Here is a 26245-nt window from a genome sequence, read left to right on the forward strand (position 1 = left end):
TACTGTTAAATAGGAAAGCCGCTCTTCAATAAAGAGCGGCTTTCTTATTTAAAAGAGCATTGGAATTAAAACGAGAAAAAGTCTTCTAATCCGCCCATATAGGTTTCGTTCCAGCCCTCCGTAATATCATCGTAGGCCTCATCAGGGATGTTTGTATGTCTTAGTTCAACAGATGTACCATGTTTATCGGGGTGAAGTTTAATGGTTACGATCGACTCCTCCGGCTGGCCATCGAAGTACCATTGTTGAACAATTTTTTTGTTCTGTTCAAATTCCAGGTTTTTGCCAACGATCGCACCTTCCCAAAGAGAAAATTCAGTTCCGGGCTCGTCTGACATCTCCGCAGATTCCCCCGTCCATAATTGAATAGTTAGAGGGTTTGTCAACGCCATGTACAGTTCTTCGGGTGTGGCAGGTATAACGTAATATTTTTTGTAATCTTTCACTTGCGCAAGTTAGCAAGAAAACAATTAAACGATGCTATTTTGCCCCGATTGGTAAAACGGTTCGGCCATATACTTCATTTAGTACGTTGGCAATACCGGTGTAAATGGCAGATAGTCCGCATATTATTCCTTCAAAGCCTGCAAAATGCTTTACGGTTTCGTTTCCGCTGGCATCGCCCCAAACCAATAAGAAAAAAAGAATTGTCAATGATGCAAAGACAAACTGTAATGCCCTGCTCAATTTAAGCGTGCCAAAAAATAAGCATAAAGTGAAAACTCCCCATATTGACAGGTAAGCGCACATTGCTGTTTCTGATGGTTTTGGTGCCCAACCAAGTTTAGGCATCACAATCAAGCCTACTAATGACAACCAGAAAAAACCATAAGATGTAAAAGCTGTTAAACCGAATGTATTGTTCTTTTTAACTTCAACGATGCCGGCTATTATTTGAGCGAGGCCTCCGTAAAATATGCCCATTGCCAGTATCATAGCATTCATGTCAAAAAATCCTGCGTTATGGATGTTCAACAAAACGGTGGTGAGACCAAATGCGCAAAGCCCCAAAGGAGCAGGATTGGCAATTTCATTTTTGACGGCGACAGGTGTGGTTGGTATCATAATAATTAAGGTTAAATTGGTTTATAATGCAATCTAAACAAAATCAATTAACAAACATAGCGTTTTAAGCATTACTAAAACGTGTTAGCAAAAATAATATGGCGCAAGAAGAAATACAGAAATTGGTGCTGTTACGCCACGGAGAAAGCATTTACAACCTGGAAAACCGCTTTACCGGTTGGACAGATGTAGACCTATCCGCAAACGGCTTACAGCAAGCCATAGAAGCCGGTAAGCTACTTGCTGAAAAAGGTTATACGTTTGATATCGGTTTTACATCTGTACTAAAACGAAGTATCAAAACCATGCATTTTGCCTTGGAGCAAATGGATAATCTTTGGATACCTGTTCATAAATCATGGCGTTTAAATGAGCGTTTTTATGGTGCGCTGCAGGGCTTAAACAAAGATGAAACTGTTGCGAATATGGAGAAGAGCAGGTACATAAATGGCGTCGCTTTCCGCATGAGCACCCGCCTGCTATTACCGAGCAGGATGAACGCTTTCCCGGCCATTACTTGCGCTACCGTGACCTAACATACCGCGAATTACCATTAACAGAGAATTTAAGTGAAACCATGGTGCGAGCATTGCCGTTCTGGCATGAAAGCATTGTGCCGGCAATTCGCGAAAACAAAAAGGTGATCATTTGCGCGCACGGCAATAGCTTAAGGGCACTGGTGCAATACATTGAAAACCTTAGTGATGATGATGTTGCAAAGCTGGATATTCCAACAGCAACTCCATTAATTTACGAATTGGACGAAAGGCTAAATTGCATCAGGCATTATTACCTGGATAGTGAGGGGTGAGTGGTCAATATGAGGGAGGGGGAAGGATGTGTCTTTGTGATTAAATTTCAATCACTCCCAATTCAATGTTGACCACTCACTAATTAATACCCTAATCCCCAGTCCTTACCCTTATCAACTGCAGGCACGCCTTTATCCATCCAAACCGGCATTGGTTCACCTTTTAAGTAATGATCAAAAAACTGTGCTTCTCGTATAGTAATGTCTTTGCGGTTTTGACGTTTTACGAGGTTGTGGGCCTCATCATTGTACTGCAGAAGCCACACCGGCTTACCTAAACGGCGAAGGGCAGTAAACATTTCTATACCCTGGTACCACGGCACAGCGCCATCGGCATCGTTGCTCATGATAACAACAGGCGTTTTAACTTTGGGTAATTGAAATAATGGTGAGTTTTCAATGTACAGTTCCGGCTTATCCCAAAGGGTAGCGCCAATGCGGCTTTGTGTTTTTTCATACTGAAACTGCCTGTTAACACCGCTTTCCCAGCGGATGCCACCGTACGCAGAGGTCATGTTGGCAACGGGCGCCCCTGCCCAGGCCGCTGCATACATATTGGTTTGAGTAATGAGGTAGGCGACCTGGTAGCCACCCCAGCTTTGCCCTTGTATGCCTATGTGACTGCCATCAACCCAAGGGTTTTTCTTTAATGCTTCGACACCTGAGTTGATGTAATCCACGGCTGATGCTCCGGGATGCCCCGCTTCATAACTAATATCAGGCGCAAAAACCAGATAGCCGTTACTTACAAACCAGCTAATAGGTAACCTTGAAGGGGTAGGCGCAGGTGGAATATAGTTATACAAACCATCTGTAAGCTTTTCATAAAAATAAGCAATTAGCGAGTAACGTTTTGACGGATCAAAATTTTCAGGCTTGTATAAAATACCTCTGGATTTATGTCCTTTCGGCGTAGTCCATTCCACCAATTCGGCAGTGCCCCAATTATATTTTGTTTGCTGCGGATTAATATCGCTGAGCTTCACCTCCTGCTTTAGATTGCCGGAAACGTAAAGGTCTGGTGATTTTGTGTAGCTTTCCTTTGTATAGATAAATACATCGGCATCTTTAGCTTTTAAAAGATCGCTGTATTTCATGGCTTCCATGGTTACTAATTTGGGCTCACCTTCGCCTGCTATAGGTTTGGTATAGTAACCCCATCGTTTTGTTTTATCGTCCTGGGCAATCAACCATAATGTAGATTTGGTTGGGATGAATTTCTCTTCCGGGTCGGCGGGGTTGTACCTGAATTCAATTTTATTGCGCCTGCCTATTGCATCTGTAAAGTTGTTGGCGCGGCCGGTAGCAGGGTCAATCTTCCAAATGTCGTACCTGTCGTAGATCAGAACGTGCTTGTCCCTGGCTTCCCAACCCGCAACGCCGTATGATGAAGGATCATCCGGTACATCATTTTCTTCATCTCCAAGTTTGGTGGTAATGGCAGATGTGATATTTTTTTTCTTGCCGGTGTTCACATCGTAAGTGAACCACTTTTGCATCCCACTATCAAACCAAAGCACAAAGTTGCCGTCAGGTGAAATACTATAACGCGCTTTAAGTCTGTCATTGATCCTTTGTCGCTGGCCGGTAGTGGTATTTATGAGGTAAGCTATCTGCTGTGAGCCACCTTCCCATTGCGATTGTACACGGGCGCCGGTATCTGTAAGGCCCAAAGCAAAGGGTGCATCCTTATTATTATCAGCCAGGATAATATCGCGCACACCGACATCGCCCAGCTGTATCACTTTACGTGAAGCTTCTTTTACATTAATAACCGCCTGATAGCTGCGTTTCAGATCGCGCTGGAGGTTTTTTAGTTGCTGCGGCTGCAGGTAATCATCTTTATAATTCCAGACATCTAAACGGGCATGTTCAAAATCCACGAGTGTAGTATCTACAGGTTTAGGAATTGGGGCAGTACCAAAAAACAGCTTAGCGCCACTCTTGCTAAATTGAATGCGGGCATCACCACTTACCGACCATTTCAGAGGCATGCCGGCGCTGCCTTCCGCAGCAATTACAACGGCGCTATCCTTTCCCTGGCTGTAATAATAAAGTTTAAATGGCTTCACCTGAGCCTTCTCGGGATTTTTCTCCGCAGCAAAGGCTAATTGCTTACCATCATCATCAAATGCTATGCTTTTATAATTGCCTTTACCTGTGCTCAACAGCTTTACTACATTATGATCAACATCGTAGATGAACAAACCGGACTGAACACTTTTATTTTTCTTAGGAGCAGTTACCGAGTAGGCAAGCCATTTACCATTTTTACTAAGTTGGAAGTCACTCACGTTTTGAAACAGACGTGTTTTACCGTTAGGTAATTGTTTCACGGTAAGTTCTGCGCCTTCTTTAACAGGTGGCGCGATAGTATTAGCTATTGCTTTTTTTGAAGTATCGGATGTAGCCGGTTTCTTCAACGTATCGGCAGGAGATAGGAAAGCTATTACTGCCGACTTTTCTGCTATTTTGAAAGTTTTAATAGCATGAATTTTTTGAATCCTACCGTCTGCAAGCGACATGATACCCAAAGTATCCTTTGGGAACTCAGCCGGCTTTTTCTTTTTGATCTTTGCCTGCCTTACATCTTTATAAAAGGGACGTATTAAAAAAACAGCATATTTACTGTCTGATGTGAACCGTACGGTGTCGGCCCTTGCTATGCTTGTTTTTTTCTTACCATTGCTGTTTACTACATTTAGTGTTGCATCACCTTCCTGTGGCTTAATCACAAAAGCAACCCATTTGCCATTATCGCTTATACGCTGGGCTGTTATGTTCTGCCATCCATCAAATACGTTAAAATCGAGCGGCTTTTTTTGAGAGTAAGAATAGAATGGAATTATCGCTAAGGCTAAGAGTAGAAGTTTCTTCATGCTATGGTATTGCTGCTTAAATATCAAAAAATTAAATTTACGCCCCGAATTGAAATGAAAAAGTTACAGTTAGTGGATAAATGATTTTATCTAAAACATTTACTTAGCTTTACAATTTAACCATAAACAATTTACATCTACATGCCTGAGAAAACGATCCCGCAGCCACTTTATCATAAATATCTGGAGGGTGGTGGCGAGATGGGAGAACGGATCCGCACATTTGATTGGTCTGCTACTACTTTAGGAACGCCTGATACCTGGCCGCAAAGCTTGTTGCTTACAGTAAGCACAATGCTACGTTCCCGTTTCCCGATGTTCTTGTTTTGGGGTAGACATCATATCCAATTTTACAACGACGCCTACCGGCCAAGTTTGGGGGCATCAGGTAAACACCCGTCGGCTTTGGGTCGTAGTGGCAAAGAAAGCTGGCAGGAAATATGGTCGGCAGTTGAACCGCAGATCGAGCGCTCCCTGCATGGCGAATCGACTTACAGCGAAAATGAGCTGGTACCGATGTTTAGGGATGGCAAGATCGATGAAGTTTACTGGACCTACAGTTACAGCCCCGTAATAACAGAAGATGGTACATCGGGCGGTGCATTGGTAATATGCCATGAGACCACTACAAACGTAAAGGCATTAAAGACCATAGATGAAACGGCAACTCAATTGCAATTTGCTATTGAGGCAGCAGAACTGGGCACTTGGGAACTTGACCCTAAAACCAATAGGTTCGTAGCCAATAAGCGTGTAGCTGATTGGTTTGGCTTGCCGCATACCCCGGAAATTGCTTTATCCAGCGCAATTGAAGCCATCGTGCCCGAAGATAGGGAGCGCGTTAGCAACGCTATCATCGATACTATGAAACCTGGCTCTGACGGTAATTATGATATTTCTTATACCGTTAACAGTTTGCAGTCTGGTGAGCGGAGGGTAGTGCGGGCTAAAGGCAAGGTGATCTTTGATCAGGATGGTGAAGCCACCCGGTTTAGCGGAACCTTGCAGGATATTACGGATGATGTAGAAATTGAAAAGCGTAAAGATGAGTTCATCAGCGTTGCCAGTCACGAATTAAAAACGCCTATCACATCATTAAATGCATCGTTACAAATTTTGCAGAAGCTGGTTAAAACAGAGCCTGTATCTGATAAATTTAAAACCTTTACTGCAAAGGCAGGCAATAACTTGAATAAGCTTGTACATCTGTTAGACGACTTGCTCAATGTTACCAAGATACAGCAGGGGCAACTGGCGCTAAGCAAAAACAGATTTAACCTTTCTGAATTGGTTAGAGACAGTTGTGACCATATCAGTCAAGGCAGTGATCATGAGATATCTATTAACGGTACTGATGAATTGTTTGTTTATGCCGATTACCGCCGTATTGACCAGGTACTGGTAAACTTTGTTGGCAACGCTATAAAATATTCGCCACAATCAAAAAAGATAGATATTACCCTTGAGCAGGTAGGTAGCGATGCAAGAGTGATTGTAAAGGATTACGGCATCGGTATTAACCCTGAGAAATTGCCTCATTTGTTTGACAGGTACTACCGTGTTGATGCGCTTGGTCACCAATTTTCGGGCCTGGGCCTTGGTTTGTACATCAGTTCAGACATTATCAAACGCCATGATGGGAATATAGGAGTAGAGAGCCAGTGGGGTGAGGGGAGCCAGTTTTGGTTTACCCTACCGATAGATTAGTAGGAGCTGGGAAAATTAACAAAAGATGCTTGCTGCTCTTCGCCAAATAAACGTTTAAAAACGGACTTTATTTTTGCCAATAGCTTGTTGAAAAAGCCTGATGGTTGTACTGTGTTGCGTGGATTTAGGTTTTCATCTCTGCCTGGAAAATCTTGTGTAGCCATTTCCTCAAGCACAAAACGTCTAACGCCTGCATCCCGGTTTATGATCTCATCCATTTCAGCAAGGTCTTTTAATGTGGTTTGTCCGTTCTTGTGCTTTGTCCACAAAATCTCAAACCGCTCCTGCGATAAAGTACGCCTTATAATATACCTTGTTTCTTTCATGCTTTGGTATGTATTACCCATGCATCAAAGTAAATGCCATTATTATAAATATTTAATAATCAATACCTTACATATATATAACAATTTGTATTGCGCGGAATTGTTACACTAAATTGTTCGCTATTGGACGCCCGCTTACGGCATAAAAAAACAGCATTGATGAGTCAATGCTGTTTTTTTATGAGTGTTATTTTAGTAAGATTTAATCCCTTTAAATATCCTGTTCCAACGTATGTGGTTTAATCCGCTGCCGGCACTGTCTGTACTCATCCATACAACTTTTGCCTTACCAACAATATGATCTTCAGGCACAAAACCCCAATAGCGCGAATCTTCAGAGTTGTGGCGGTTATCGCCCATCATCCAGTAGTAATCCATTTTAAAGGTATAGCTATCTGCAGGCTTGCCATTGATAACTATATTATTGCCGTTTCTTTCAATTTTATTATGCTCATAAGCTTCAATAGCATGGCTGTAAAGTGCCATGGTAGAATCATTCAGTTTAATGGTCATACCTCGCTTGGGAAGGGTCAAAGGGCCAAAATTATCCTGGCTCCATTTGAATCTTTCGTTATGGGGAAAGATCTGTGCATTGTATTCTCCTGCGGGCTCTATAACCTCTTTTATCGCTTTTATATTGGAGTAACTCTTTAATTCAGCTAAACTTGCCGGTGGTATGATCATCTCATAAAGGCTTGGGCTGTATTGCAATCTGACATCTATTTTAAGATTAATGATCATATCCGGGTTAAGGTCTGTTCCGTCTGTTGTCACCATGTATGATGTTTGGCCTTCAGGTGCAAGCGGTTCATATTTTCCGTTTGCGTATACTTTGCCATTTTTTATTTCAATAACGTCGCCGGCAATACCAACGCAGCGCTTGATAAAGTGCGCGCGCATATCTACCGGGCGGGGTACAACCTCACCAGGATAATTGAAAACAACTGCATCACCTCTTTCTACATTGCCTAAACCCGGTAAGCGGTGGTAACCCAGCTGCCAGCCGTCCCAATACGTTTTTACTTTGCCGTCAAAAATGGTCGACTCCAGAAAGGGGATAGATATCGGCGTCATGGGCATGCGCGCACCGTAAGCGATCTTACTTACAAAGAGATAGTCGCCGGTAAGCAAACTACCTTCCATTGATGCTGATGGTATCGCATACGCCGAGAACAGCAAACAGCGAATAATGGTAGAGGCAACAACTGCAAAAACAATGGCGTCAACCCATTCTCGGAAAACGCTTTTACGCGGTTTATCAGGTGCTTTTTTTCTCGAAAAAAATTTCCAGTTCATATGGCTGCAATTTAGATTTAAGAATGCGTAGTTTTTAGAGCGCAGCAAAGCTAATTTGTTACAAACTTTTGTATGATTATTTTATACCTTGAGCGCTCAAACATTTGCCAAATATTATGCTAAGACGCAACTTCATTAAACTGTCATCAACAGTTTTAGCAGCAACACTTTACAGCCGTATTACTTACGCAACCGCAGGTGGCGTACAACTTGTTAATGACCCTGATGAAGTTTGGGCAATGGCAGATGGCGATTGGTTTATGCTTAAACGCCGGGGAAATGAGTTCTCGGATAAAGGGATAACTATAGAGATCAGATCAAACAGCAATTCAAAAGGTGTTTATATTCAATCACCAACTGCTGATCTGAAAGGTGTGCGTTTGGTTTGGCAATATCAAACCAAGCAATACGGCAAAGTACTTGGCGACCACTGGGAACGTTCTTACGGCGACTTAGGCTGGAAAGCCCCTGATGCTGATACAAAAAACCCGTGGTATGTAATGCTGCATGATGATAAGCAAACTGCAGGTTTTGGCGTAAAAACAGGATGCAACACCATTTGCTGGTGGGGTATTAAGTCCGATACAATAGAGTTGACCTTAGATACCCAATCCGGGGGTGAAGGTGTTAAGTTGGGTAATCGTAAATTACATGGTGCAGATATTGTTACAACGATAAGCCGTGTCGGCGAGAACGCGTTTGCTACCACAACCCGTTTCTGCAAAATGATGTGCGAGCGCCCTCGTTTACCAAAACAGCCTGTATACGGTATAAATGACTGGTATTTTGCTTATGGTAATAATTCGCAAAAATTTATAAATGACTTTACTAAAGCCATGTCTGAATTTGCCGCGAGTGGTAACAAGCCATTCTCTGTGATTGACGATGGCTGGGAGCAGGCTGATGATTTCTCAAAACATAATGAGAAATTTGAGGACATGGCTAAAATGGCTGGCGAAATAAAAGTTATGGGTATGCGCCCCGGCTTATGGACAAGGCCATTGATAGCCCGCTTAGATACCCCTAAAAGCAGATTGGCACCAGCGATAAAAAACCGCGACGATGTGAAATCGCCGATTTTAGACCCATCGATACAGGAAAACATTGAGCAGATTAAACATAACATATCCTTGTACCGCCAATGGGGTTATGAAATGGTGAAGCACGATTTTAGCTCATGGGACATATTTGGCAGGTGGGGGATGCAAATGGGAAAAGACCTTACACAACCGGGTTGGCACTTTGCCGATCAAACTAAAACCAATGCGGAGATCATCCTGAATATGTACAGGGCTATCCGGGAAAGTGCCGGTAATATGTACCTCATCGGTTGTAATACCATGAGCCATTTATCGGCCGGTTTGTTTGAGCTGAACCGAATTGGTGATGACACCAGCGGCAAAGAGTGGGAGCGTACCCGTAAAATGGGCGTTAATACGCTGGCATACAGGCTGCCACAGAACAATACCTTTTACGCCGCTGATGGTGATTGTGTGGGTATAACCAAAGATGTTGCCTGGAACAGGACCAAGCAATGGCTGCAATTAGTGGCGCAAAGCGGATCGCCTTTATTTATTTCTGCTGATCCATCTTTCCTGAATGCCGAACACAAAGTTGCTATCAGGAAAGCTTTTGCGGAGGCGGCTAAACCGCAGCCTGTTGGTGAACCCCTCGATTGGATGGAAACCAACCAACCCACCAAATGGAAGCTTGACGGGAAGGTTGTTACATTTGATTGGAGCTAAACAGCTTATACCGTAAGCGCCAGCATTACAGCGCTCATTGCTATCATCAAACCGTCTTCGATAATGGTTATAGTGCTCATGGGCAGGTTAAACACTGATCCTAAACAAGCGCATTTGATCGCTCTTTTATTGAACACGCTTTGCAGTACACCGATGATGCTGACAACCATCACAATTAGTGTAACTAAATTGGTCATAAAGGGATTAAAATTTATAGTATAGGCCACTCCCAAACCCAGCTCTACAAATACGTATACATAACCCCAGGCGCGTACCTTTTTAGCAACAATATCGTACATGGCATAGCTATCGGCAAACGAGGAAACATCCAGCATCTTAAAAAATGAAAAGATGAGGAAAAAACCGCCCATAAAAATGCGCATACCCATCATCCAGTCGCCGCCGTTTGTTGCGGTGATGAGTATTGATAAGCCGGTAATATAAGCGAATATCAAAAGCACAGGTTTGTAGGTTTGCACAAATGATCTCTTGTCTGCCTCACCTGTAAAAATTGGGGCAGCAGCCGGTTTATGCGTGCTTACTTCTGTAAGCGTGTACTTAGGATAATCCGCCAGCGCGGCTTTTAATTCAGCTGCATCTACAAGGCGCGACATGGTAACATCTCCCGTTCCTTTTTCAAGATCAATATTAACATCAGTTACGCCCGGCACCTTGCCAAGCAGCGTTTGTACTTTATACTGGCAGCCGGCACAGGTCATGCCGGTTATATTATAGGTATGTGTCATCTTTAATCATTTTATGATACAAAGATACCTAACCAGTTATTGCAGGCATTACATAATTACAGGAAAGGTTTATAACTTTTACAGGTCCTCAATATTGCGGCGTTTATTCTCCTTTAGTGAACGATAAAAAGAAGGAGTGAGGCCGGTCTGCTTTTTAAATTGCGAGGATAAATGCGCCACGCTGCTGTATCCTAATTCATTAGCAATTTGTGATAAAGTAAGTTCATCATACATGATCAGCTCCTTAACTTTTTCAATCTTTTGGGCAATAAAGTATTTCTCAATGGTGCCACCTTCAATCTCCGAAAAAAGATTACTGAGGTAACCGTAATCTAATTTCAGCTTGTCTGCAAGATATGTGGAGAGATTGACGCCGCGCAATCCATCACCGTGGTGGATGAGACCGACGATGATATTTTTAATTTGTTCTATGATGCGGCCTCTGCGATCATCTATCAATTCAAAACCCAGATGCTTCAGGTTTTCATTGAGCTCCGTTAAGGTTGCCTCCGATGGGTCGCCGGCAATATCAACTTCGCCCAACTCAATTGATAGAGGTTTTAATCCTGCCTTTTCAAGCTCGGCCGTCACCGCCATTTTACAACGGCTGCACACCATATTTTTAATAAAGATTTTCATTGATACCTGCTAAATTAAATATTTAGCTATTGCATGGTTAGGCTTAACGTTTTTTGTTGCTTAAATTTACTTACCAATTATTTACTGCTATGCAAAACCAACCTGCATTTACAGCTCAGGAACTTAATGCCTATCAGAGCGATGGTTACCTTATTATCCGTAACTTTTGTTTACCGGAAGAGACCGACAGGCTTTATAGTACTGCGTTGAACGATAACGCCATGAGCAAAAATGCTTTAGATCTGAACGATCAAAGCGGTAAGAAAACGCGCCTTTCGCTTTGGTTTACGCCGGGTAATGATGTATTTGGATATTTGACCAGAAGTGAAAAAATGGTTAACCGCGTTGCGGAGTTGTTAGATGGCGATGCGCCGGTCTGTCATTTCCACCTTAAGCTGATGCAAAAAGAGCCGCGGGTTGGCGGCGCGTGGGAATGGCACCAGGATTATGGCTATTGGTACAAAAATCAATTTATGTTTCCTGATCAGCTGATGAGCGTGATGGTTGCGCTGACGGCTGCAAATAAAGATAATGGATGTTTGCAGGTGATCAAAGGCTCGCACAAATTAGGCCGTGTTAATCACGGTTTTGCAGGTGAGCAGGTAGGTGCCGATATGGTGATGGTGAACAACGCGCTGCAGACTATGCCAATTGTGTACTGTGAATTACAGCCCGGTGATGCGTTGTTCTTTCACAGCAACCTTTTGCACCGCTCTGAAGCAAACTTATCAGATGCGCCGCGCTGGAGCATTATTTCTTGTTACTCGCTGCGAAGTAACTTGGCCTATGCAGAAACGTCTACTTCGTGGAAAACGCCGATAGATGTGGTACCAGATGGCGCTGTACTGAACTGGCAGGCAGAATCATTATCTAATAACGACTTTCTCACAAAAGAAAACGATCCGGCACTTAAAGAAACAGGATGGGAGAAGTAGCTTGAAAGCCTTCAATGATCATTTCTTAGATGCCTTTGCTATTTAGTTGAAGGCCAGCGACAGCTTGATCCAGTGATCAAAATCGGCGGGCCTTATCCACGCCGGTTCTTCTACGTAGATATAATCTTTCATAACGCGCCCGCCATGTTTCATGATGCTTACGGCATTTTGTTCTGCAGCATCTTCTGCAACTGCTGCACCAACGCGGCACATCATGTGGTTATCTTTAACGCAGATACACATTTTATAATCAACCATAAAGCAAACGCCGCCGAACATAGCTTTCTCTTCTACTGTTGGTAACTCCATCAATGCCTCGCGTACCCTGTTTAAAAGAGCTTCGTTACATGCCATGCTATTCTACAGTTATCTTATCGGCAAAAATGTATGAGGGGCTGCCATTGCTTTCATGCCACTCAGGCAGTGGGCCAAACTGTTTAGCTATCACCTTAATGTATCGCGAATTTTTACCGATAGGCGCAGTATATTCCTGCGTTTGCGGTTCAAGGCTATCGGGTGCAATTTTCGTGTTTACACCGGCAGCAAGCTTGTAATTTCTGCCATCATCAGACAACCAGTATTCAACAGTCTTGGGGAAAATGATCCACGAGGGGCTGTCCTGCAAAGCACTAAAGCTCACTTGCTTTACCGGCTTAACTTTGCCCATGTCTAAAACCACCTCAACATCTTTACCCTGGTAGCCCTGCCAGTTACCTATGCGCCAGTTGGCTGTACCGTGTATACCGTTGATAAGCGTTTCATCGCCTTGCGCCGCGTAGTTTGGCAAGTACTTATTAATTATGCTAATGCTGATGTCACTGCGGATCTTTTTGAAATTAGCCTCATCAACAAAGCTGCTTTTGTCATCTTTAATGGCAACTGCTTTTATAGTGGTTGTTACGGCAACCGGAACTGGCTTGGTATAAAGCGTTGATTGCGCAGTAGGGTTACTGCCGTCGGTTGTGTAATATAGCTTGGCATCAGCGTCCGCGCATCCTATTTCAACAGTAATGGGTTGTTTAAATGTTTTGCTACCGGTGATATATGGGTTGGGCACTATAAGTTCGTCCGTGATCTTAGATGTTGGTTTTTCCAGATCCTGCATAAAAAGCTTATTGGCAAGCGTACCGCTGAATACTTCAAAATCTCCACCTCTGGTAAGGTCATCATAATTTAGATAGAGCTTGCTATAAGACTTTTTATTAAGGTTCATACCTTGTATATACAGGTTATTCCTGTTTACAATTGCGCCGGGATTGCTGATGGTAAACGTTTTGCCGCTTTCCAAGTTAAGCACTATTTTCTCAAACTGCGGCAAGGTTATCTGAAATTGATTTTGGCCGGGCATTACATTATACAAGCCCAATGAGCTCATCACATACCAGGCCGACATCTGACCGCAATCCTCGTTGCCTGACAGGCCATCTGGCTGGGCGCTGTATTGCTCGCGCAAGATCCTGTTTACATAGTACTGAGTTTTGTAAGATGCGTTGGTAAAGTTGTACAGGTAGGCGATATGGTGACTTGGCTCATTACCGTGTGCATACTGTCCGATCAGGCCGGTAACATCATCCTGCTGGCGCCCGCTGAGTTTTGAGCTGGTGGTAAAGAGCTCGTCAAGTTTACCTTCCAATTTATCGGCACCACCTAAACTTTTTGCCAGACCCTCAACATCCTGCGGAACCAGGAAGCTGTACTGCCAGGCGTTGCCTTCTGTGTAATTATTGTTGATCTCAGTTGGTTCAAAGGGCGCATACCAGCCACCATTTTCGCGAGCCTGCATAAAGCCGTTTTGATTGTTATGGATGTTCTTCCAATATTGAGCACGCTTGATGTATGTTTTATAATCATCGGGCTTGTTCAGCATTTTTGCCATTTGGGCAATACACCAGTCGTCAATAGCGTAATCCAGGGTTTTGGCTGCCGATTCATGTTCAACGTCAGACTGTACAGCACCAGTTTGTACATAATTATCAATGCCAAATTGTTTGCGGTTAACAGCCGCCTTCATTGCGGTAAATGCTTCTTCCGCGTTAAAATCGCGGATGCCCTTTGCGTAGGCGTCAACAATAACCGGGATACTGTGGTTACCCACCATACAGTAAGTTTCCGTTGAAGCCAAAGGCCATATCGGCAATACACCGCCTTGTTCGTAAACCGCTAAAAATGTTTTGATAAAATCCAGCGTTCGCTTGCGGTCAATAATGTTCAGCAATGGGTTCTCTGCACGGTAAGTATCCCATAACGAGAACGCGGTGTAGTAATTAAACCCTTCAGCTTTGTGGGTTTTGTTATCCAGGCCACGGTACTGGCCATCTACATCGCTGTATAAGCTTGGTGCCGAAAAGCAGTGGTACAATGCAGTGTAAAACATTACCTGTTTCTCTTTGGCATAATTTACTTGAGGTTGCTGCTTTTTTGTCCTGGCTGTTGGCCTGTTGTAGCCATAAGGACTATAGCCACTCGCCATTTCATTTTGTGATGCTGTAGACGGTGCGCCACCTTCAACCTGTATCTTGTTCAATTCATCATTCCAGGCCAGTTTTGCAGCTTTAACTACTTTTTTAAAATCGAAGTCGCTTACTTCGGTATCAAGGTTTTTTAACGCACCCTCTGTGCTCACCGATGAGATGCCCACTTTGGAGATCACGCTACCGGGATCATCAAAGCGGATGAACATTTTTATATTCTTGCCTTCAACCTTACTTTTACCTTTCTGCAATTCATCATTTAATGCAATGCTATAACTTTTAAAAGGCTTGGAGAACTTTGCGTAAAAGTAAACATGCTGATCTGTAGCCCATGATTTTGATCTGCGGAATCCGCGTATCTCATGATCGTTAACCACCTCTATCCACGAGTCTAATACCTCATCGCGGTGTTTAAGATCTATGATGATGTTGCCTTCTTTGGCGCCATTGTAATCATATTTATGCACACCTGCATGTGCGGTTGCTGTTAGCTCAACCTCAATGTTATATTTATCAAGCAGTGTATGATAATACCCGGGAGATGCATTCTCATTTTTCTTTTTAAAGCCGGAGCGGTAATCGGTATTCTTAAATTGTGGTTCGCCGGTGGTAGGCATAAACAGCACATCGCAAAGATCGGGGATGCCAGTACCGCTAAGGTGAGTATGCGAAAAGCCGTAAACAACAGTATCGGTATAGTGATAACCGGAACAACCATCCCAACCTTCTAAGCGTGTATCCGGGCTTAACTGCACCATACCGAATGGCAGCACTGCACCCGGGTAAGTATGCCCGTGACCGCCTGTGCCTATAAACGGATCAACAAACTTAGCAAGATCTAACTTTTTCTTTTGTGCAAACGATGCAGATGCAAGGAACAGGCCTGTTAACAGCAGCGCCCCACGAAAAACAAGTTTCATTCAACAGGATTTTAAACCTGCAAATTACAAGTTTAAGGTGCTAAAATTAATATTGAGGAATAAAAACTTGATCAGTCTATCTCAAAACGGTCTGCATCTTTTAAGAAAGGTAATGCACGGCGGGCTTTCTTCACCTCGTCTCCGATAATGGAGAAGGTGTAAACGTCTTCCTCATCGCGTTTATAATAAACCACGTTACCGTTTGGATCTATACAGGTTGAATCGCCTGAATGGTAAACTTCATTACCATCGTGCCCAACACGATTAACTCCGATAACATAAGATTGATTTTCAACAGCGCGGGCTGGAATCAATGTACGCCAGTGCAAAGCGCGTTTCTCAGGCCAATTGGCAACAATAATGAGCAGGTCGTATTCGTTTTCCGGCGTGTTGCGCAAAAAAACAGGGAAGCGAAGATCATAACAAATAACCGGACAAATACGCCAGCCGTTAAGCTCTACTATCAGTTTTTCTTTTCCGGCGGTATAAGTGTTATGTTCTTTGCCTAAGGCAAATAGATGACGTTTGTCGTAATTTTCGTAAGTGCCATCAGGCCGCATCCATATGAGGCGGTTATAATATTTTTCGTCTTCCTTTATGATCAAACTACCGGTAACTACCGCATCAAATTTCTCAGCCGTTTTTTTCATCCACTGCATGGTTTTGCCATCCATGGGTTCGGCCAGCTCAGGGGCATTCATAGTAAACCCGGTGTTAAACATCTCCGGCAGGACAATGAGATTTGTTTTCTCGCGGATATTGGATAACCTGAGAGATATGTTCTGAAGGTTTTTATCAATGTTTTCCCAAAACAGGTATCCCTGGTAAACGGTGATCTTTAAGTTATCCATAGATTGTTTTATTTGATATAAAGTTAAACGTAAAGTTTTACATCAGGTTAAACCTTCAATAGTCTATCAACGGCAATATCAAGCGTTTCTTGTTTTTTGGCAAAACAAAAACGGAGTACGTGCCTGTCCAGGCCCTTACGGTAAAATGCCGAAACCGGTATGGCAGCTACGCCAATCTCTTTTGTTAAGCGTACCGCAAAATCAACGTCTTTTTCATCGGTAATGGCATCATATGTTACCGATTGAAAGTAGGCACCCGCACATGGTAAAAGTTTAAAACGTGTTTGTTCCAAACCTTGCCTGAAGTGATCGCGCTTTTGCTGAAAAAAGCCTGGCAGGGTTAAATAATGATCCTCATTTTTTAAATACTCTGCTAAAGCATGTTGCATCGGTGTGTTTACACTGAACACTAAAAATTGGTGGATCTTGCGAAACTCCTGCATTAGGTTAGCAGGGGCGAGGCAGTAACCCATTTTCCAGCCTGTAGCATGGAACGTTTTACCGAATGATGCGATGATCAGGCTCCTGTCGCGCAGTTCAGGGTAACGGGCCATACTCAAATGCTCCTGGCCATCAAACACCAAATGCTCGTAAACTTCATCGCTTAAGATCAAGATATCCTGATTTTTGACCAATGCCGTAAGTTCGTCGATATCCTGCTTACTCAGAATGGTCGCCGTAGGGTTATGTGGCGAGTTTAGAATGATCATCCTGGTTTTGTTGGTGATCAGTCTTTTTACCATATCCCATGGAATCCGGTAGTCCGGCGGTTCTAATTCGAGTGATTTTACCACGCCACCCATCAATTTAACTGCAGGAGCATAGCAATCGTAGGCGGGCTCAAACATAATAACCTCGTCGTTGGGGTGAATAACTGCACTTATTGCCGTAAATACCGCCTGTGTTGCACCGGCTGTAACCGTTATTTCGGTATCCGGGTTGTATGTGGCAGCGTAAAGCTTTTCTGTTTTGATGGCTATTTGCTCTCTTAACACAGGAAGCCCGGCCATTGGGGCATACTGGTTATGCCCGGCCACCATGGCTTTGTTAACCAATTCGATCAGCTCCGGAGAACAGGAATAATCAGGAAACCCTTGCGACAAATTGATGGCATCGTGTTCAGCCGCGAGTGCCGACATGGTGGTAAAAATGTTTGTACCCGTTTGGGGTAATTTAGAAATCACAGGTATCATACGGCGGCTAAAATAACGGTATTTGTTGTTAAGGGTATGCTTTTTTTGAAATTAATGGGCATTCGGTAAACCACCGTTCCTGTGCGGCTGATTATATAATTTATTTCGATTGTACCATTTATGATACAAAAGCCTCAAATGTTAAAGAGTGTAAAATATCCTGCGGAAACCATCGTTTCGCAATAAATTAGCCCCAAAATAACTTAACAATGAACCGGAAATACCGCATCCCTGTAATCGCAATTCTATCATTTTCATTATTCAGCTGTAAAAAAAGCAGCACATCAGAAACAGTCACGCCAACACCGGTTTTACAAGCAACAATAGGCGGCAGTACCTGGACGCCTGATACGATTTCGGCTACCATTACTTACAATACAACCGCTAAGACTAAAACATTCCACTTTACCGGTACACAAGCGCAAAAGCAGATCGATATCAGCATACAGGATGTTAGCCCGGTAAATAACCAAAACTTTACAGGCGGCAGCTATCTGCCTGATGCTAACGGAATAAACACCTTTATTTATTCCACCCAAATAAAAAACAGCAGCGGTGCGTATGTATTTGCACCTTATGGTGTGATCAAACCCGGCGATGGAAATGTTACGGTGACCGCCTTAGATTCGGCAGGCAAAACTATCAGCGGGACTTTTTACTTTAACGCTTCAAAAAATAATTACGACAGTAATGGCAACATAATTTCTGCAGACCTGGTAGGTGTAAGCGGCGGTAGTTTTAAAATTCCGTACCAGTTTATTCGCCAATAATTACAATGGCTTATTGACATTTGACCTTGTAACCTGACTGGGTAAAAAACTGAACTTCTTTTTAAACGCAGCGGTGAAGTGGTGCGCATTTTTATAGCCTACAAGTTCGGCTACTTCACCAACTGTTTTGCCGGCCTGCAAGTAATTGTAGGCCGTTTCCATTCGCAGCTCGTTAAGGTAACCAAATACGGTTTGGCCAAACAGCGCTTTAAATCCTTTTTTTAGTTTAAAATCATTAAGTCCGGTTCGGCGTGCAAGGTCTATCAATGAACATGGTGTTTGCAAATTGGCCGCTACGGTTTGCCTGGCTTCATTTAGGCGTTTAACATCTTCCTCGCTGAAAGCATCCGTTGTTTTATCATCATTGGTTTGATGAAGCTGCATAGACAGCAGTTCTAATATTTTTGCTTCAATTAATATCCGGCGAATGTAATCAGGTTTGCCGTCATCCATAATGTCCATCAATATGGGTTGCATCCGTGTATTCAGAAAACTGCCATGCGCCAAGAGGTGAATGTTGCTGCTGTGATATGAAATGCCTTCAATGATCTTAGGGCTCAATAACTGCTGCATAAACTTGTCTGTTAGGGCAATCAGCATTATCTGTCCGGATGTATCAATCCTTATCTCTCTCTTAAATTCGAGGCAATTCAAAGTGTAATAATTGCCGGCGATCAATTTTAATCTCTTATTATCGCAAAAATCAACTTCCAGATCTCCGCTTAATATAAACGCCAATATCCAGTGGTATTTTTCAGGCTTTATAACCAGCTTGCATTCAGTTGAAATTTCAATTTCCAGCATACAAACGGAAACCCCGTTGAAGCACAGCTGCTTAGTATCACACGATCCCCAATCAGCAATTATACCCTTTTGGAATTGCTGAAAATCATTGTTCCTGATATCGTCTTGACATCCAATTTTAAGAATTTGTATTGATGACGCGGCTGACGTAAAGGTTAGATGCATAAAATCCGTTTCGCGTTGTTTTCAATCCGTTTGGCGTTACCCACCAAAGCAACGATACTGCAAATTTGCATCATTATTTATAATTAGTCTAAATAAATGAAACTTATTTTTATCTACCTGATATTTTTCTCTGCGAATGCAATTGCGCAACAGGCGGATACTGCTCATATCGACACATCTAAGAAATTAAAAGAAGTAGTAGTGACAGCCACACGTACAAACAAAAACCTGATGCAGGTGCCGATGCCGGTTTCCACTATTACCGCCAAAGAAATAAGGAACCGTGGCATGGTGCGCCTGAATGAGATACTGGCAGAACAAACCGGTTTAAGTGTACTGCCCGACGCTCATGGGCAGGGGATACAGCTACAGGGCTTTAATTCTGATTATACCATGATCATGCTTGATGGCCTGCCGCTGATAGGCCGTACTACAGGTATCCTGGACCTAAGCCGCATAACAGCGAACAACATTGATAAGATAGAAATTGTGAAAGGGCCTGTATCGTCACTCTATGGCAGCGAGGCCATGGCCGGAGTGATCAATATCATATCGGCAACACCACCCAAAGGTGCTTCTGGTAGTGTGAGTGCCCGGTACGGTACCAATAAAAATGCAGATATATCGCTGAATGGGGGTTATGCCAATTCAAGATTATCGCTATCGGGCTTTGTTAACCGTAACAGCAGCAGCGGCTATTCGTTACAACCACAGTCCGGCAGTGCAACAGTGTTTCCGTTTTACAATTATACCTTAAATGGAAGGCTGGGATACAAGTTTAGCAATGCTACCAGGATCACCGTTCAGTTACGCAATTATAATAGCACTGCTGATAATAACTTTTTAGTGGACAACAATCGAATAAGCGGTGACGGCAAGGAAAAAAACCTGACAGCCAGTGCGGGTCTTACTCATAAGTTTACAGATGCGTTTACAGGTGACGTAAGGCTTTACCATACCAGCTACAATACAAAGTCATTGCTGATCAATCAGGCTGATGGCTCGATTTACGACCAAACATTTTTCGACCAGAATTTTAACCGTGCAGAATTGCAGGGCGATTATAAGCTATTACAGAGTTTGCGGATCACGGCAGGCGCAGGCGCACAAAACGAAAGTGTTTTGGCAACACGCTACAATGATAAAAAGACATTTAACTCGGGTTACCTGTATGGCCAGGCCGATTGGACACCGATTGAAAAATTAAACGTAATTGCTGGCGGCCGGTACGATACACATAGTGTTTACAGAAATCAGTTTAGCCCTAAACTGGCAGCAAGTTACAGGTTTACGGAAAATTTTACTGTTCTTGCCTCAACAGGCAAAGGCTACAAAGCGCCGGATTTCAGGCAGTTATACCTCAATTTTACCAATGCAGTAGTTGGTTACAGTGTGTTTGGTTATGAAGAAGCAGCCAGCGAACTGAAAAAGCTGCAGGATGCCGGGCAGATCCAAAGCGTATTGATAGACCCATCGACCTTACAACGATTGAACGCCGAGAGTTCTACTGCCTACAATTTCGGCTTTCGCTATAAACCTATGTCGGGCTTAATGTGGACTGCAAACGCGTTCCGGAATAATATCCGCGACCTGATAGATTCGCAACCAATAGCCATTAAAAATAATGGACAATCTGTTTTCTCTTACTTCAATATCCATAATGTTTACACGCAAGGGGTAGAAACTGATTTGAGTTATCAATTTCTAAAACACTGGACGGTTGCCGGCGGGTTCCAATACCTGCAAGCTTATGACCAAAGCGTGCTCGATCGTATAAAACAAGGAAAAGTTTTTGGTATAGACCCCGCAACTCGCGAAACCATAAAGGTTACCCGCAGTATGTATGCTGGTTTGCTCAATCGGTCGCGCTACATGGCTAACGCACGCGTTGCCTACGAAGATGAAAAGATGGGCATCATTACCTCTTTAAGGGCGATCTACCGTGGCAGGTACGGCTTCTCGGATCTGGACGGCAATGGCATAGTGAACCGCCCGGATGAATATGTTAAGGGATACGTGCTGTTCAATGCCTCCGTATCCAAATTTTTCATGAGGAACCAACTACGCGTACAGGTAACAGCAGATAATATCGGCAATTACAAAAATCCTACTGCCATAAGCAACTTACCCGGCCGGTTACTTTACGCCGGTATCACTTACAACTTTAACAAAAGCTAAATACATAACACTTATACACATGAATAAACTTAAAACCCTTTCATTAGTAATCTTCGGTTTCGTAGCAATTGCAAATACATCATGCACCAAGGATAATTCATCGCCTGAACCTGCAAAAGCAGCAACCTTAACCGTAAATACCGTAACCGATCTTGACGGCAGCAAGGGCGATGTTTACTACCGCTTAAGCGATAATAAACAAGCTACCGCTGATGATGTGACGGCCGGTAAATGGGATCTTAAATTCTCAACCACCAGCATCTATGTAAACAGCGGATCGTCAGGCTCCGGCAATGTGCAGGCACAGGTTGTTGACAATACATTTGACGGTTTAACAACAGCACCAACATCCGGCTACAAAACAGATGCTACGGGCGCAAAAGCAGTTAATGGCTGGTATTTATACACGGCTACTAATTCCGTTCCCAACCATGCAATCCTGCCTGTAGCCGGTAAGATCATCGTGATCAAAACTTCAACAGGTAATTATGCCAAGCTTGAAATGAAAAGCTGCTACAAAGGTAACCCGGATGTTACCACAGCAGCCTTTGCCGATTTCACCACTCGTGAATCTGTAACACCGTCAAGATTCTACACTTTTAAATTCGCTTACCAGGCAGATGGTAGCGCTAAATTGAATTAACAATTGGTTAGTTAATAGAAAGTCCTGTTTACCCGCGGCTTTTGAGCGTTTGCCGCGGGTATTACAGGCACAATATCAAAACATTTACGCTTATGTGCGAAACCATCATCCTTACCCAAAAGGCGCTACAGTTATCAGCCATTGCCCTGATTGTGGCATGTTAAATATCTGGCATCATAATCTGCTGCTTTGCTTTTCGCCTTCACAGTTTAATTCGTTTCAGCAGTTTACCAATGATATGAGTTTTGAAGACCGGAGTTTTCCGTTTCCGGATGGATCTGAAAGAGTTGTCTTGTGTACGCCAAACCGGGATATCAACTTTGTTTTCACCAGGGAGGAATGGGACGACTTTAATTCGGCCATGGTGGAAAGCTTGTACCTATTGGAGATACATGCATTGCTGGTTTAGTTAATGGGTAGTAGTGATTAGCTATTAGCAGTCTAAATTTTCACACTTATCTAACATACCTAATCTCTAATCACCTAAAGCATCTCGGCACCATTGTTGCATTTCATCATATAGAAGTGCATTTAGCCTTCCCGAATTAAATACAATCGATTATGAAAACTCAGGATCTGAAAAACAACAGCAATGGCCATCAGGGTAATCCTACTGCCGACCGTTCGTTTAACAACGCAAGAGAAGTACAAAAATCAAAAGGTATCAGCAATGGCGGCGGCCAGCGCTCCGACCAAACATCAAGCAAAGACAGTGCGCATAAGCCGCAAAAGAAGCAGGATTAATATTTTAATCAAATAAGATGCCCCGGTTAAGTCGGGGCATTTTTGTTAATAGGCTTTTGGCTTATTTGCTTAATTTTGATTGATGCCCCTGAATACAATTGTCTTCCTGATCATACTTATAATTGCAGTAGTTGTAGTTTACAAGACAAAAAAGCTTACTGCTAATGGAGCTATAGCCGGCGGGTTAACAGCAATTCTGATCTACATTGGCGCAGGCATGGCCGGGATAACAGAACTGGCTGCTTTTTTCATCTTAGCTACTTTAGCAACTGCCCATAAAAAGCAATTAAAGAGTAATTTACCCAACGAATACCATCAGCAAAAACGTAATTTATGGCAGGTAGTCGCCAATGGTGGAATTGCTGCGGTATGCGGCGTATTTGCATTTTTATTTCCTTCTAATGCTAAAGTTTTTCAAATGATGATGGCTGGTTCTCTTGCTTCGGCAACAGCAGATACGCTTTCCTCAGAATTAGGTTCTGTTTACGGTAAACGCTTCTACAACATTCTAACCTCAAAACCCGACGAAAGAGGCAAAGACGGCGTCATCAGTCTTGAAGGTACGCTGATCGGAGTAGTAGGTTCAGCGGTTATAGCTTTGATCTATGTTGCTTACTTTGGTTTCAGCAATGCTTTTTATTTGATTACCGTTGCCGGGGTAAGTGGTAATTTTATTGATTCCATTCTTGGCGCTACTTTAGAGCGCAGAGGCAGTATCGGTAACAACACTGTTAATGCTATCAATACATTTGCAGCTGCGATTATCGTTTGGCTGCTCTATCAGCTTTAATTATTTGACCACTACCTGTGCCGTATGTCGGCTGGTTTGTTTCACCAGGACAGATTGACCGGCGGTAACATCCTGCAAAGCAACATCTGTATAATGCCTTAAAGTAATTAACTTTAAATCATTGTTATACTTCACTTTAAAGTTTTGTTTTAAAGTACTTAAAAGTCGTTCAAAACGCTCCGGGATGTGATCTATACAAGCGCTAAAACTTAACGCCGAGGTTTGCATCATATTCACTTTTACCTGGTGTTTAGCAAAGGCTGCAAAAATTTCGCTTAGATGGCTTTCTGAGATAAAAGAGTAATCGGCAGCAGAAATGGATATCAAAACCTGGTTATTCTTTAAGATGATAACCGGTTTCTCAAATTTATTTACGGCGCCTTCCTTAATAACAGTTCCGGCAGCTGTCGGTTCCATAAACGGTTTTACCAGCAGCGGGATATTTGCGTTCTGTAATGGCTTAATGGTTTTAGGGTGTATAACACTCGCACCATAGTAAGTCATCTCTATCGCTTCCTGGTAGCTTAGTTCTTCAAATTTCACAGTGTCAGCGAACAGCTTAGGATCGGCATTTAAAATACCCGGTACGTCCTTCCAGGTAGTAACAGATCCTGCACCCAGGCAACTTGCAAATATGGAGGCTGTGTAATCAGAACCTTCTCGACCAAGTGTAGTGGTAAAGTTTTCAGAAGTGCCGCCCAGGAAACCCTGTGTAACTACAATGCTTTTTGATAATAGGGCGGGAATATCTTTTTGAATGCTGCTGCAGGTTTTGTCCCAGTCAACCACACCCTCGCGGTAAGTGTTATCAGTATGGATATATCCACGTACGTCGATCCATTTACTGGAAAAGTTTTGGTGGTTGAACCAGGCGTTTACTATCCGGGTTGATACAAGTTCGCCGATGGAAACAATTTGGTCGTAGATAAAATCGTAATCATCATGCGGCTCGTCCTCGATCATCCAGTCTATCTCAACAAAGGTGTTTGCTACTTCGTCAAAAACAGGATGATGATCGCCAAAAAGTTCATGTAATATCTGGTAATGATAGTCCTTTATCTCTTCAAAAACGGTATGCACATCGTCGTTGCCGTCGAAATAAGCACGGGTAAGTTTTTCTAAAGCGTTGGTGGTTTTGCCCATCGCCGAAACCACTACCAGCAATTGCTCATTTCTGTAGTTGCTAATTACCTTACCGAGATTAATAACACCCTGCGCGTCTTTAACAGATGCACCGCCGAACTTAAATACAAGCATTTATTTTACGTATTGACTAACAGCGGAATTTGGCCGCAATATATTTTTGATAGAAGGATAAGGAATGATTAATTCGGTTTGGCCTGCAGCAAAAGGTTTAATCTCGTAAGGATTGTAAACAAACCTCAGCCCAATTGGCGTTAGCGAAAAGTTATCGTTCAGCGCGAATTTGTTGTCCTTAAAAAAGTAATCTCGCGCAAGGGAAGAGGTATCGCTCAGCTTTTCATCTTTGCGGAATATACCTTCGGCTACCTTGGTTAGCTCAGGATATTTGCCATCGGCAATAATATTGTTAAGCATAATCTTTTTGCCGGCCTTAGGGTTCCAGTTGATAAAGCCTGTAAAAGTTGAACCATGTGCGCCGCCTTGGTAATTAAAGCCACCGTACTCAAGCGTAATCAAAGCAGAATCCTGCATCAGCACCTTGGCGTAGCTATCCATGGTGTAAAACATATCCCTTGATGGCTCTTTCTTTTTATAGTCAAGATAGCTTTGGATAAATTTTTTGGCCATTACAGTTAAATTTGTATCAGGCTTGCTATCGTCCATGATCACCAACTGAGCAATTTTCTTTACAATAGTATCGTTCAGCATCGGCATATTTTTGAATACCGGGTAATTGATGTTCACTACCGTACAGGCGCTATCTGCCTTTTCACCGCAATCGGGTGCACGCTCGTGAATTTTCTGGTAATTGTAAACCAGCGTATCGGTAAAAATGTCGTGTTTCTCTTTTTTGGCCTCGGTACCAAACTGGCAGGCTGCAAAGCCAAGCATAAAGGCAAATAGGGCAGGTGTAGCAATGTTTTTCATAGGTTAGCAACTTGTTGTTTTGACAACGATGCATTGATCCATCCGGCATCAAGATCGGCACCATATTTTTTATAAAAATTAATAGCAGGCTCGTTCCAGTCAAGCACTTGCCAAACCATGCCGCTAAACCCAAGCTCCCTTACTTCCTGAAACAACCTGTCAAACAGCAACTTACCTAATCCCTTACCACGATGCTCCTCGGTTACTATCAGATCTTCAAGATAAAGCCGGTTCCCTTTCCAGGTAGAATAGCGTACATAATACAAGGCAAAAGCAACAACTAAGCCATCAATTTCAATAACAAAAGCTTTCCATACTGGTTTTGCTCCAAACCCGGCTTCTTCAAATTCTTTAAGCGTAACGGTAACTTCATCGGGCGCACGCTCAAATAAAGCCAGCTCTTTTATAAGTTCCATTAAACGGGGGCAATCTTCTTTTACAGCTACACGGAGATTAAATTCTGTCATTGGGTCAACGGGTCATTAAAAAATCACTCT

24 protein-coding genes and 1 pseudogene are annotated in these 26245 nt (G+C 43.0%); 10 read left to right on the forward strand and 15 right to left on the reverse strand.

Going from position 1 to position 26245, the window contains the following annotated elements; genetic code table 11:
* Positions 1-65: 65 nt before the first annotated feature.
* Positions 66-446, reverse strand: coding sequence for an SRPBCC domain-containing protein (locus INP83_RS14875; RefSeq protein WP_219124874.1), 381 nt, complete (start codon positions 444-446; stop codon positions 66-68).
* Positions 447-480: 34 nt separating this feature from the next.
* Positions 481-1065: an acetate uptake transporter gene (locus INP83_RS14880; RefSeq protein WP_219124875.1), complete on the reverse strand. Its 585-nt coding sequence runs from the start codon at positions 1063-1065 to the stop codon at positions 481-483.
* A 98-nt stretch (positions 1066-1163) separates the two neighbouring features.
* Between INP83_RS14880 and gpmA the strand changes: the two are divergent.
* Positions 1164-1876, forward strand: a pseudogene (gpmA, locus tag INP83_RS14885) (2,3-diphosphoglycerate-dependent phosphoglycerate mutase).
* Positions 1877-1959: 83 nt separating this feature from the next.
* Here the strand turns inward: gpmA and INP83_RS14890 are convergent.
* Positions 1960-4755, reverse strand: coding sequence for a prolyl oligopeptidase family serine peptidase (locus tag INP83_RS14890; protein WP_219124876.1), 2796 nt, complete (start codon positions 4753-4755; stop codon positions 1960-1962).
* A 141-nt stretch (positions 4756-4896) separates the two neighbouring features.
* On the opposite strand from INP83_RS14890, the gene INP83_RS14895 reads away from it, so the two are divergent.
* The gene (locus tag INP83_RS14895; protein ID WP_219124877.1) at positions 4897-6462 is read left to right on the forward strand and encodes a PAS domain-containing sensor histidine kinase; all 1566 of its coding nucleotides are present in this window, start codon (positions 4897-4899) and stop codon (positions 6460-6462) included.
* Here INP83_RS14895 and INP83_RS14900 read toward each other — a convergent pair.
* A complete protein-coding gene (locus INP83_RS14900; protein ID WP_219124878.1) occupies positions 6459-6809 on the reverse strand; it encodes a hypothetical protein in 351 nt (116 codons plus the stop codon). The genes INP83_RS14895 and INP83_RS14900 overlap by 4 nt on opposite strands.
* Positions 6810-6980: 171 nt before the next feature.
* A complete protein-coding gene (gene lepB, locus INP83_RS14905) occupies positions 6981-8084 on the reverse strand; it encodes a signal peptidase I (protein WP_219124879.1) in 1104 nt (367 codons plus the stop codon).
* 116 nt (positions 8085-8200) lie between these two features.
* Between lepB and INP83_RS14910 the strand changes: the two genes are divergently transcribed.
* Entirely contained in the window at positions 8201-9829 is a 1629-nt protein-coding gene (locus INP83_RS14910; protein ID WP_219124880.1) for a hypothetical protein, read from the forward strand.
* Between the two features lie 5 nt (positions 9830-9834).
* Here the strand turns inward: INP83_RS14910 and INP83_RS14915 are convergent, their stop codons facing one another.
* Together INP83_RS14915 and INP83_RS14920 are read right to left on the reverse strand one after the other, a co-directional pair.
* Complete coding sequence (locus INP83_RS14915; RefSeq protein WP_219124881.1) at positions 9835-10575, reverse strand: heavy-metal-associated domain-containing protein; 741 nt, start codon at positions 10573-10575, stop codon at positions 9835-9837.
* 78 nt (positions 10576-10653) lie between these two features.
* Positions 10654-11214, reverse strand: a complete 561-nt coding sequence (locus INP83_RS14920; RefSeq protein ID WP_219124882.1) for an AraC family transcriptional regulator — start codon at positions 11212-11214, stop codon at positions 10654-10656.
* A gap of 89 nt (positions 11215-11303) precedes the next feature.
* Here INP83_RS14920 and INP83_RS14925 point away from each other — a divergent pair, with 89 nt between their 5' ends.
* A complete protein-coding gene (locus INP83_RS14925; RefSeq protein WP_219124883.1) occupies positions 11304-12149 on the forward strand; it encodes a phytanoyl-CoA dioxygenase family protein in 846 nt (281 codons plus the stop codon).
* 42 nt (positions 12150-12191) lie between these two features.
* Here INP83_RS14925 and INP83_RS14930 read toward each other — a convergent pair whose 3' ends face one another.
* The 4 genes from INP83_RS14930 to INP83_RS14945 all read right to left on the reverse strand — a co-directional run bounded on the left by INP83_RS14930 (position 12192) and on the right by INP83_RS14945 (position 17584).
* A complete protein-coding gene (locus INP83_RS14930; protein WP_219124884.1) occupies positions 12192-12503 on the reverse strand; it encodes a TfoX/Sxy family protein in 312 nt (103 codons plus the stop codon).
* A gap of 1 nt (position 12504) precedes the next feature.
* Positions 12505-15540, reverse strand: coding sequence for a GH92 family glycosyl hydrolase (locus tag INP83_RS14935; protein WP_219124885.1), 3036 nt, complete (start codon positions 15538-15540; stop codon positions 12505-12507).
* Between the two features lie 71 nt (positions 15541-15611).
* Positions 15612-16391 carry an amidohydrolase gene (locus INP83_RS14940; protein ID WP_219124886.1) on the reverse strand — a complete coding sequence of 260 codons (780 nt, stop codon included), beginning with the start codon at positions 16389-16391 and terminating at the stop codon, positions 15612-15614.
* A gap of 47 nt (positions 16392-16438) precedes the next feature.
* Positions 16439-17584, reverse strand: coding sequence for a methionine aminotransferase (locus tag INP83_RS14945; RefSeq protein WP_219124887.1), 1146 nt, complete (start codon positions 17582-17584; stop codon positions 16439-16441).
* A 209-nt stretch (positions 17585-17793) separates the two neighbouring features.
* Here INP83_RS14945 and INP83_RS14950 point away from each other — a divergent pair, with 209 nt between their 5' ends.
* Positions 17794-18354, forward strand: a complete 561-nt coding sequence (locus INP83_RS14950; protein WP_219124888.1) for a DUF6252 family protein — start codon at positions 17794-17796, stop codon at positions 18352-18354.
* On the opposite strand, the gene INP83_RS14955 is transcribed toward INP83_RS14950, so the two are convergent.
* The gene (locus INP83_RS14955; RefSeq protein WP_219124889.1) at positions 18355-19158 is read right to left on the reverse strand and encodes a helix-turn-helix transcriptional regulator; all 804 of its coding nucleotides are present in this window, start codon (positions 19156-19158) and stop codon (positions 18355-18357) included.
* A gap of 261 nt (positions 19159-19419) precedes the next feature.
* On the opposite strand from INP83_RS14955, the gene INP83_RS14960 reads away from it, so the two are divergent.
* The 5 genes from INP83_RS14960 to INP83_RS14980 all read left to right on the forward strand — a co-directional run bounded on the left by INP83_RS14960 (position 19420) and on the right by INP83_RS14980 (position 23678).
* Positions 19420-21501 (forward strand): TonB-dependent siderophore receptor, encoded by a 2082-nt coding sequence (locus INP83_RS14960; protein WP_219124890.1) that lies wholly within the window; start codon positions 19420-19422, stop codon positions 21499-21501.
* A gap of 19 nt (positions 21502-21520) precedes the next feature.
* Positions 21521-22144, forward strand: a complete 624-nt coding sequence (locus tag INP83_RS14965) for an HmuY family protein (protein ID WP_219124891.1) — start codon at positions 21521-21523, stop codon at positions 22142-22144.
* 157 nt (positions 22145-22301) lie between these two features.
* Complete coding sequence (locus INP83_RS14970) at positions 22302-22553, forward strand: hypothetical protein (RefSeq protein ID WP_146271585.1); 252 nt, start codon at positions 22302-22304, stop codon at positions 22551-22553.
* Between the two features lie 152 nt (positions 22554-22705).
* Entirely contained in the window at positions 22706-22888 is a 183-nt protein-coding gene (locus tag INP83_RS14975; protein ID WP_219124892.1) for a hypothetical protein, read from the forward strand.
* Positions 22889-22970: 82 nt separating this feature from the next.
* Positions 22971-23678, forward strand: a complete 708-nt coding sequence (locus tag INP83_RS14980; protein WP_219124893.1) for a DUF92 domain-containing protein — start codon at positions 22971-22973, stop codon at positions 23676-23678.
* Here the strand turns inward: INP83_RS14980 and INP83_RS14985 are convergent, their stop codons facing one another.
* Genes INP83_RS14985 through INP83_RS14995 form a run of 3 tightly spaced genes read right to left on the reverse strand, consistent with a single transcriptional unit; the run spans position 23679 to position 26215 of the window.
* Complete coding sequence (locus INP83_RS14985) at positions 23679-24935, reverse strand: aspartate kinase (RefSeq protein WP_219124894.1); 1257 nt, start codon at positions 24933-24935, stop codon at positions 23679-23681.
* Positions 24936-25748 carry a DUF3298 and DUF4163 domain-containing protein gene (locus tag INP83_RS14990; RefSeq protein ID WP_219124895.1) on the reverse strand — a complete coding sequence of 271 codons (813 nt, stop codon included), beginning with the start codon at positions 25746-25748 and terminating at the stop codon, positions 24936-24938.
* The gene (locus INP83_RS14995) at positions 25745-26215 is read right to left on the reverse strand and encodes a GNAT family N-acetyltransferase (RefSeq protein ID WP_219124896.1); all 471 of its coding nucleotides are present in this window, start codon (positions 26213-26215) and stop codon (positions 25745-25747) included. The genes INP83_RS14990 and INP83_RS14995 overlap by 4 nt, the downstream gene beginning before the upstream one ends.
* Positions 26216-26245: the final 30 nt, after the last annotated feature.

It is taken from the genome of Mucilaginibacter sp. 21P (genome assembly GCF_019331605.1).
Classification (GTDB): domain Bacteria; phylum Bacteroidota; class Bacteroidia; order Sphingobacteriales; family Sphingobacteriaceae; genus Mucilaginibacter; species Mucilaginibacter achroorhodeus.

Bases quoted from the DNA above. Each gene is read 5' to 3' on its own strand.
- INP83_RS14880 (WP_219124875.1), bottom strand. From the start codon at position 1,065: ATGATACCAACCACACCTGTCGCCGTCAAAAATGAAATTGCCAATCCT.
- INP83_RS14890 (WP_219124876.1), bottom strand. From the start codon at position 4,755: ATGAAGAAACTTCTACTCTTAGCCTTAGCGATAATTCCATTCTATTCT.
- INP83_RS14895 (WP_219124877.1), top strand. From the start codon at position 4,897: ATGCCTGAGAAAACGATCCCGCAGCCACTTTATCATAAATATCTGGAG.
- INP83_RS14900 (WP_219124878.1), bottom strand. From the start codon at position 6,809: ATGGGTAATACATACCAAAGCATGAAAGAAACAAGGTATATTATAAGG.
- lepB (WP_219124879.1), bottom strand. From the start codon at position 8,084: ATGAACTGGAAATTTTTTTCGAGAAAAAAAGCACCTGATAAACCGCGT.
- INP83_RS14910 (WP_219124880.1), top strand. From the start codon at position 8,201: ATGCTAAGACGCAACTTCATTAAACTGTCATCAACAGTTTTAGCAGCA.
- INP83_RS14915 (WP_219124881.1), bottom strand. From the start codon at position 10,575: ATGACACATACCTATAATATAACCGGCATGACCTGTGCCGGCTGCCAG.
- INP83_RS14920 (WP_219124882.1), bottom strand. From the start codon at position 11,214: ATGAAAATCTTTATTAAAAATATGGTGTGCAGCCGTTGTAAAATGGCG.
- INP83_RS14925 (WP_219124883.1), top strand. From the start codon at position 11,304: ATGCAAAACCAACCTGCATTTACAGCTCAGGAACTTAATGCCTATCAG.
- INP83_RS14930 (WP_219124884.1), bottom strand. From the start codon at position 12,503: ATGGCATGTAACGAAGCTCTTTTAAACAGGGTACGCGAGGCATTGATG.
- INP83_RS14935 (WP_219124885.1), bottom strand. From the start codon at position 15,540: ATGAAACTTGTTTTTCGTGGGGCGCTGCTGTTAACAGGCCTGTTCCTT.
- INP83_RS14940 (WP_219124886.1), bottom strand. From the start codon at position 16,391: ATGGATAACTTAAAGATCACCGTTTACCAGGGATACCTGTTTTGGGAA.
- INP83_RS14945 (WP_219124887.1), bottom strand. From the start codon at position 17,584: ATGATACCTGTGATTTCTAAATTACCCCAAACGGGTACAAACATTTTT.
- INP83_RS14950 (WP_219124888.1), top strand. From the start codon at position 17,794: ATGAACCGGAAATACCGCATCCCTGTAATCGCAATTCTATCATTTTCA.
- INP83_RS14955 (WP_219124889.1), bottom strand. From the start codon at position 19,158: ATGCTGGAAATTGAAATTTCAACTGAATGCAAGCTGGTTATAAAGCCT.
- INP83_RS14960 (WP_219124890.1), top strand. From the start codon at position 19,420: ATGAAACTTATTTTTATCTACCTGATATTTTTCTCTGCGAATGCAATT.
- INP83_RS14965 (WP_219124891.1), top strand. From the start codon at position 21,521: ATGAATAAACTTAAAACCCTTTCATTAGTAATCTTCGGTTTCGTAGCA.
- INP83_RS14970 (WP_146271585.1), top strand. From the start codon at position 22,302: ATGTTAAATATCTGGCATCATAATCTGCTGCTTTGCTTTTCGCCTTCA.
- INP83_RS14975 (WP_219124892.1), top strand. From the start codon at position 22,706: ATGAAAACTCAGGATCTGAAAAACAACAGCAATGGCCATCAGGGTAAT.
- INP83_RS14980 (WP_219124893.1), top strand. From the start codon at position 22,971: ATGCCCCTGAATACAATTGTCTTCCTGATCATACTTATAATTGCAGTA.
- INP83_RS14985 (WP_219124894.1), bottom strand. From the start codon at position 24,935: ATGCTTGTATTTAAGTTCGGCGGTGCATCTGTTAAAGACGCGCAGGGT.
- INP83_RS14990 (WP_219124895.1), bottom strand. From the start codon at position 25,748: ATGAAAAACATTGCTACACCTGCCCTATTTGCCTTTATGCTTGGCTTT.
- INP83_RS14995 (WP_219124896.1), bottom strand. From the start codon at position 26,215: ATGACAGAATTTAATCTCCGTGTAGCTGTAAAAGAAGATTGCCCCCGT.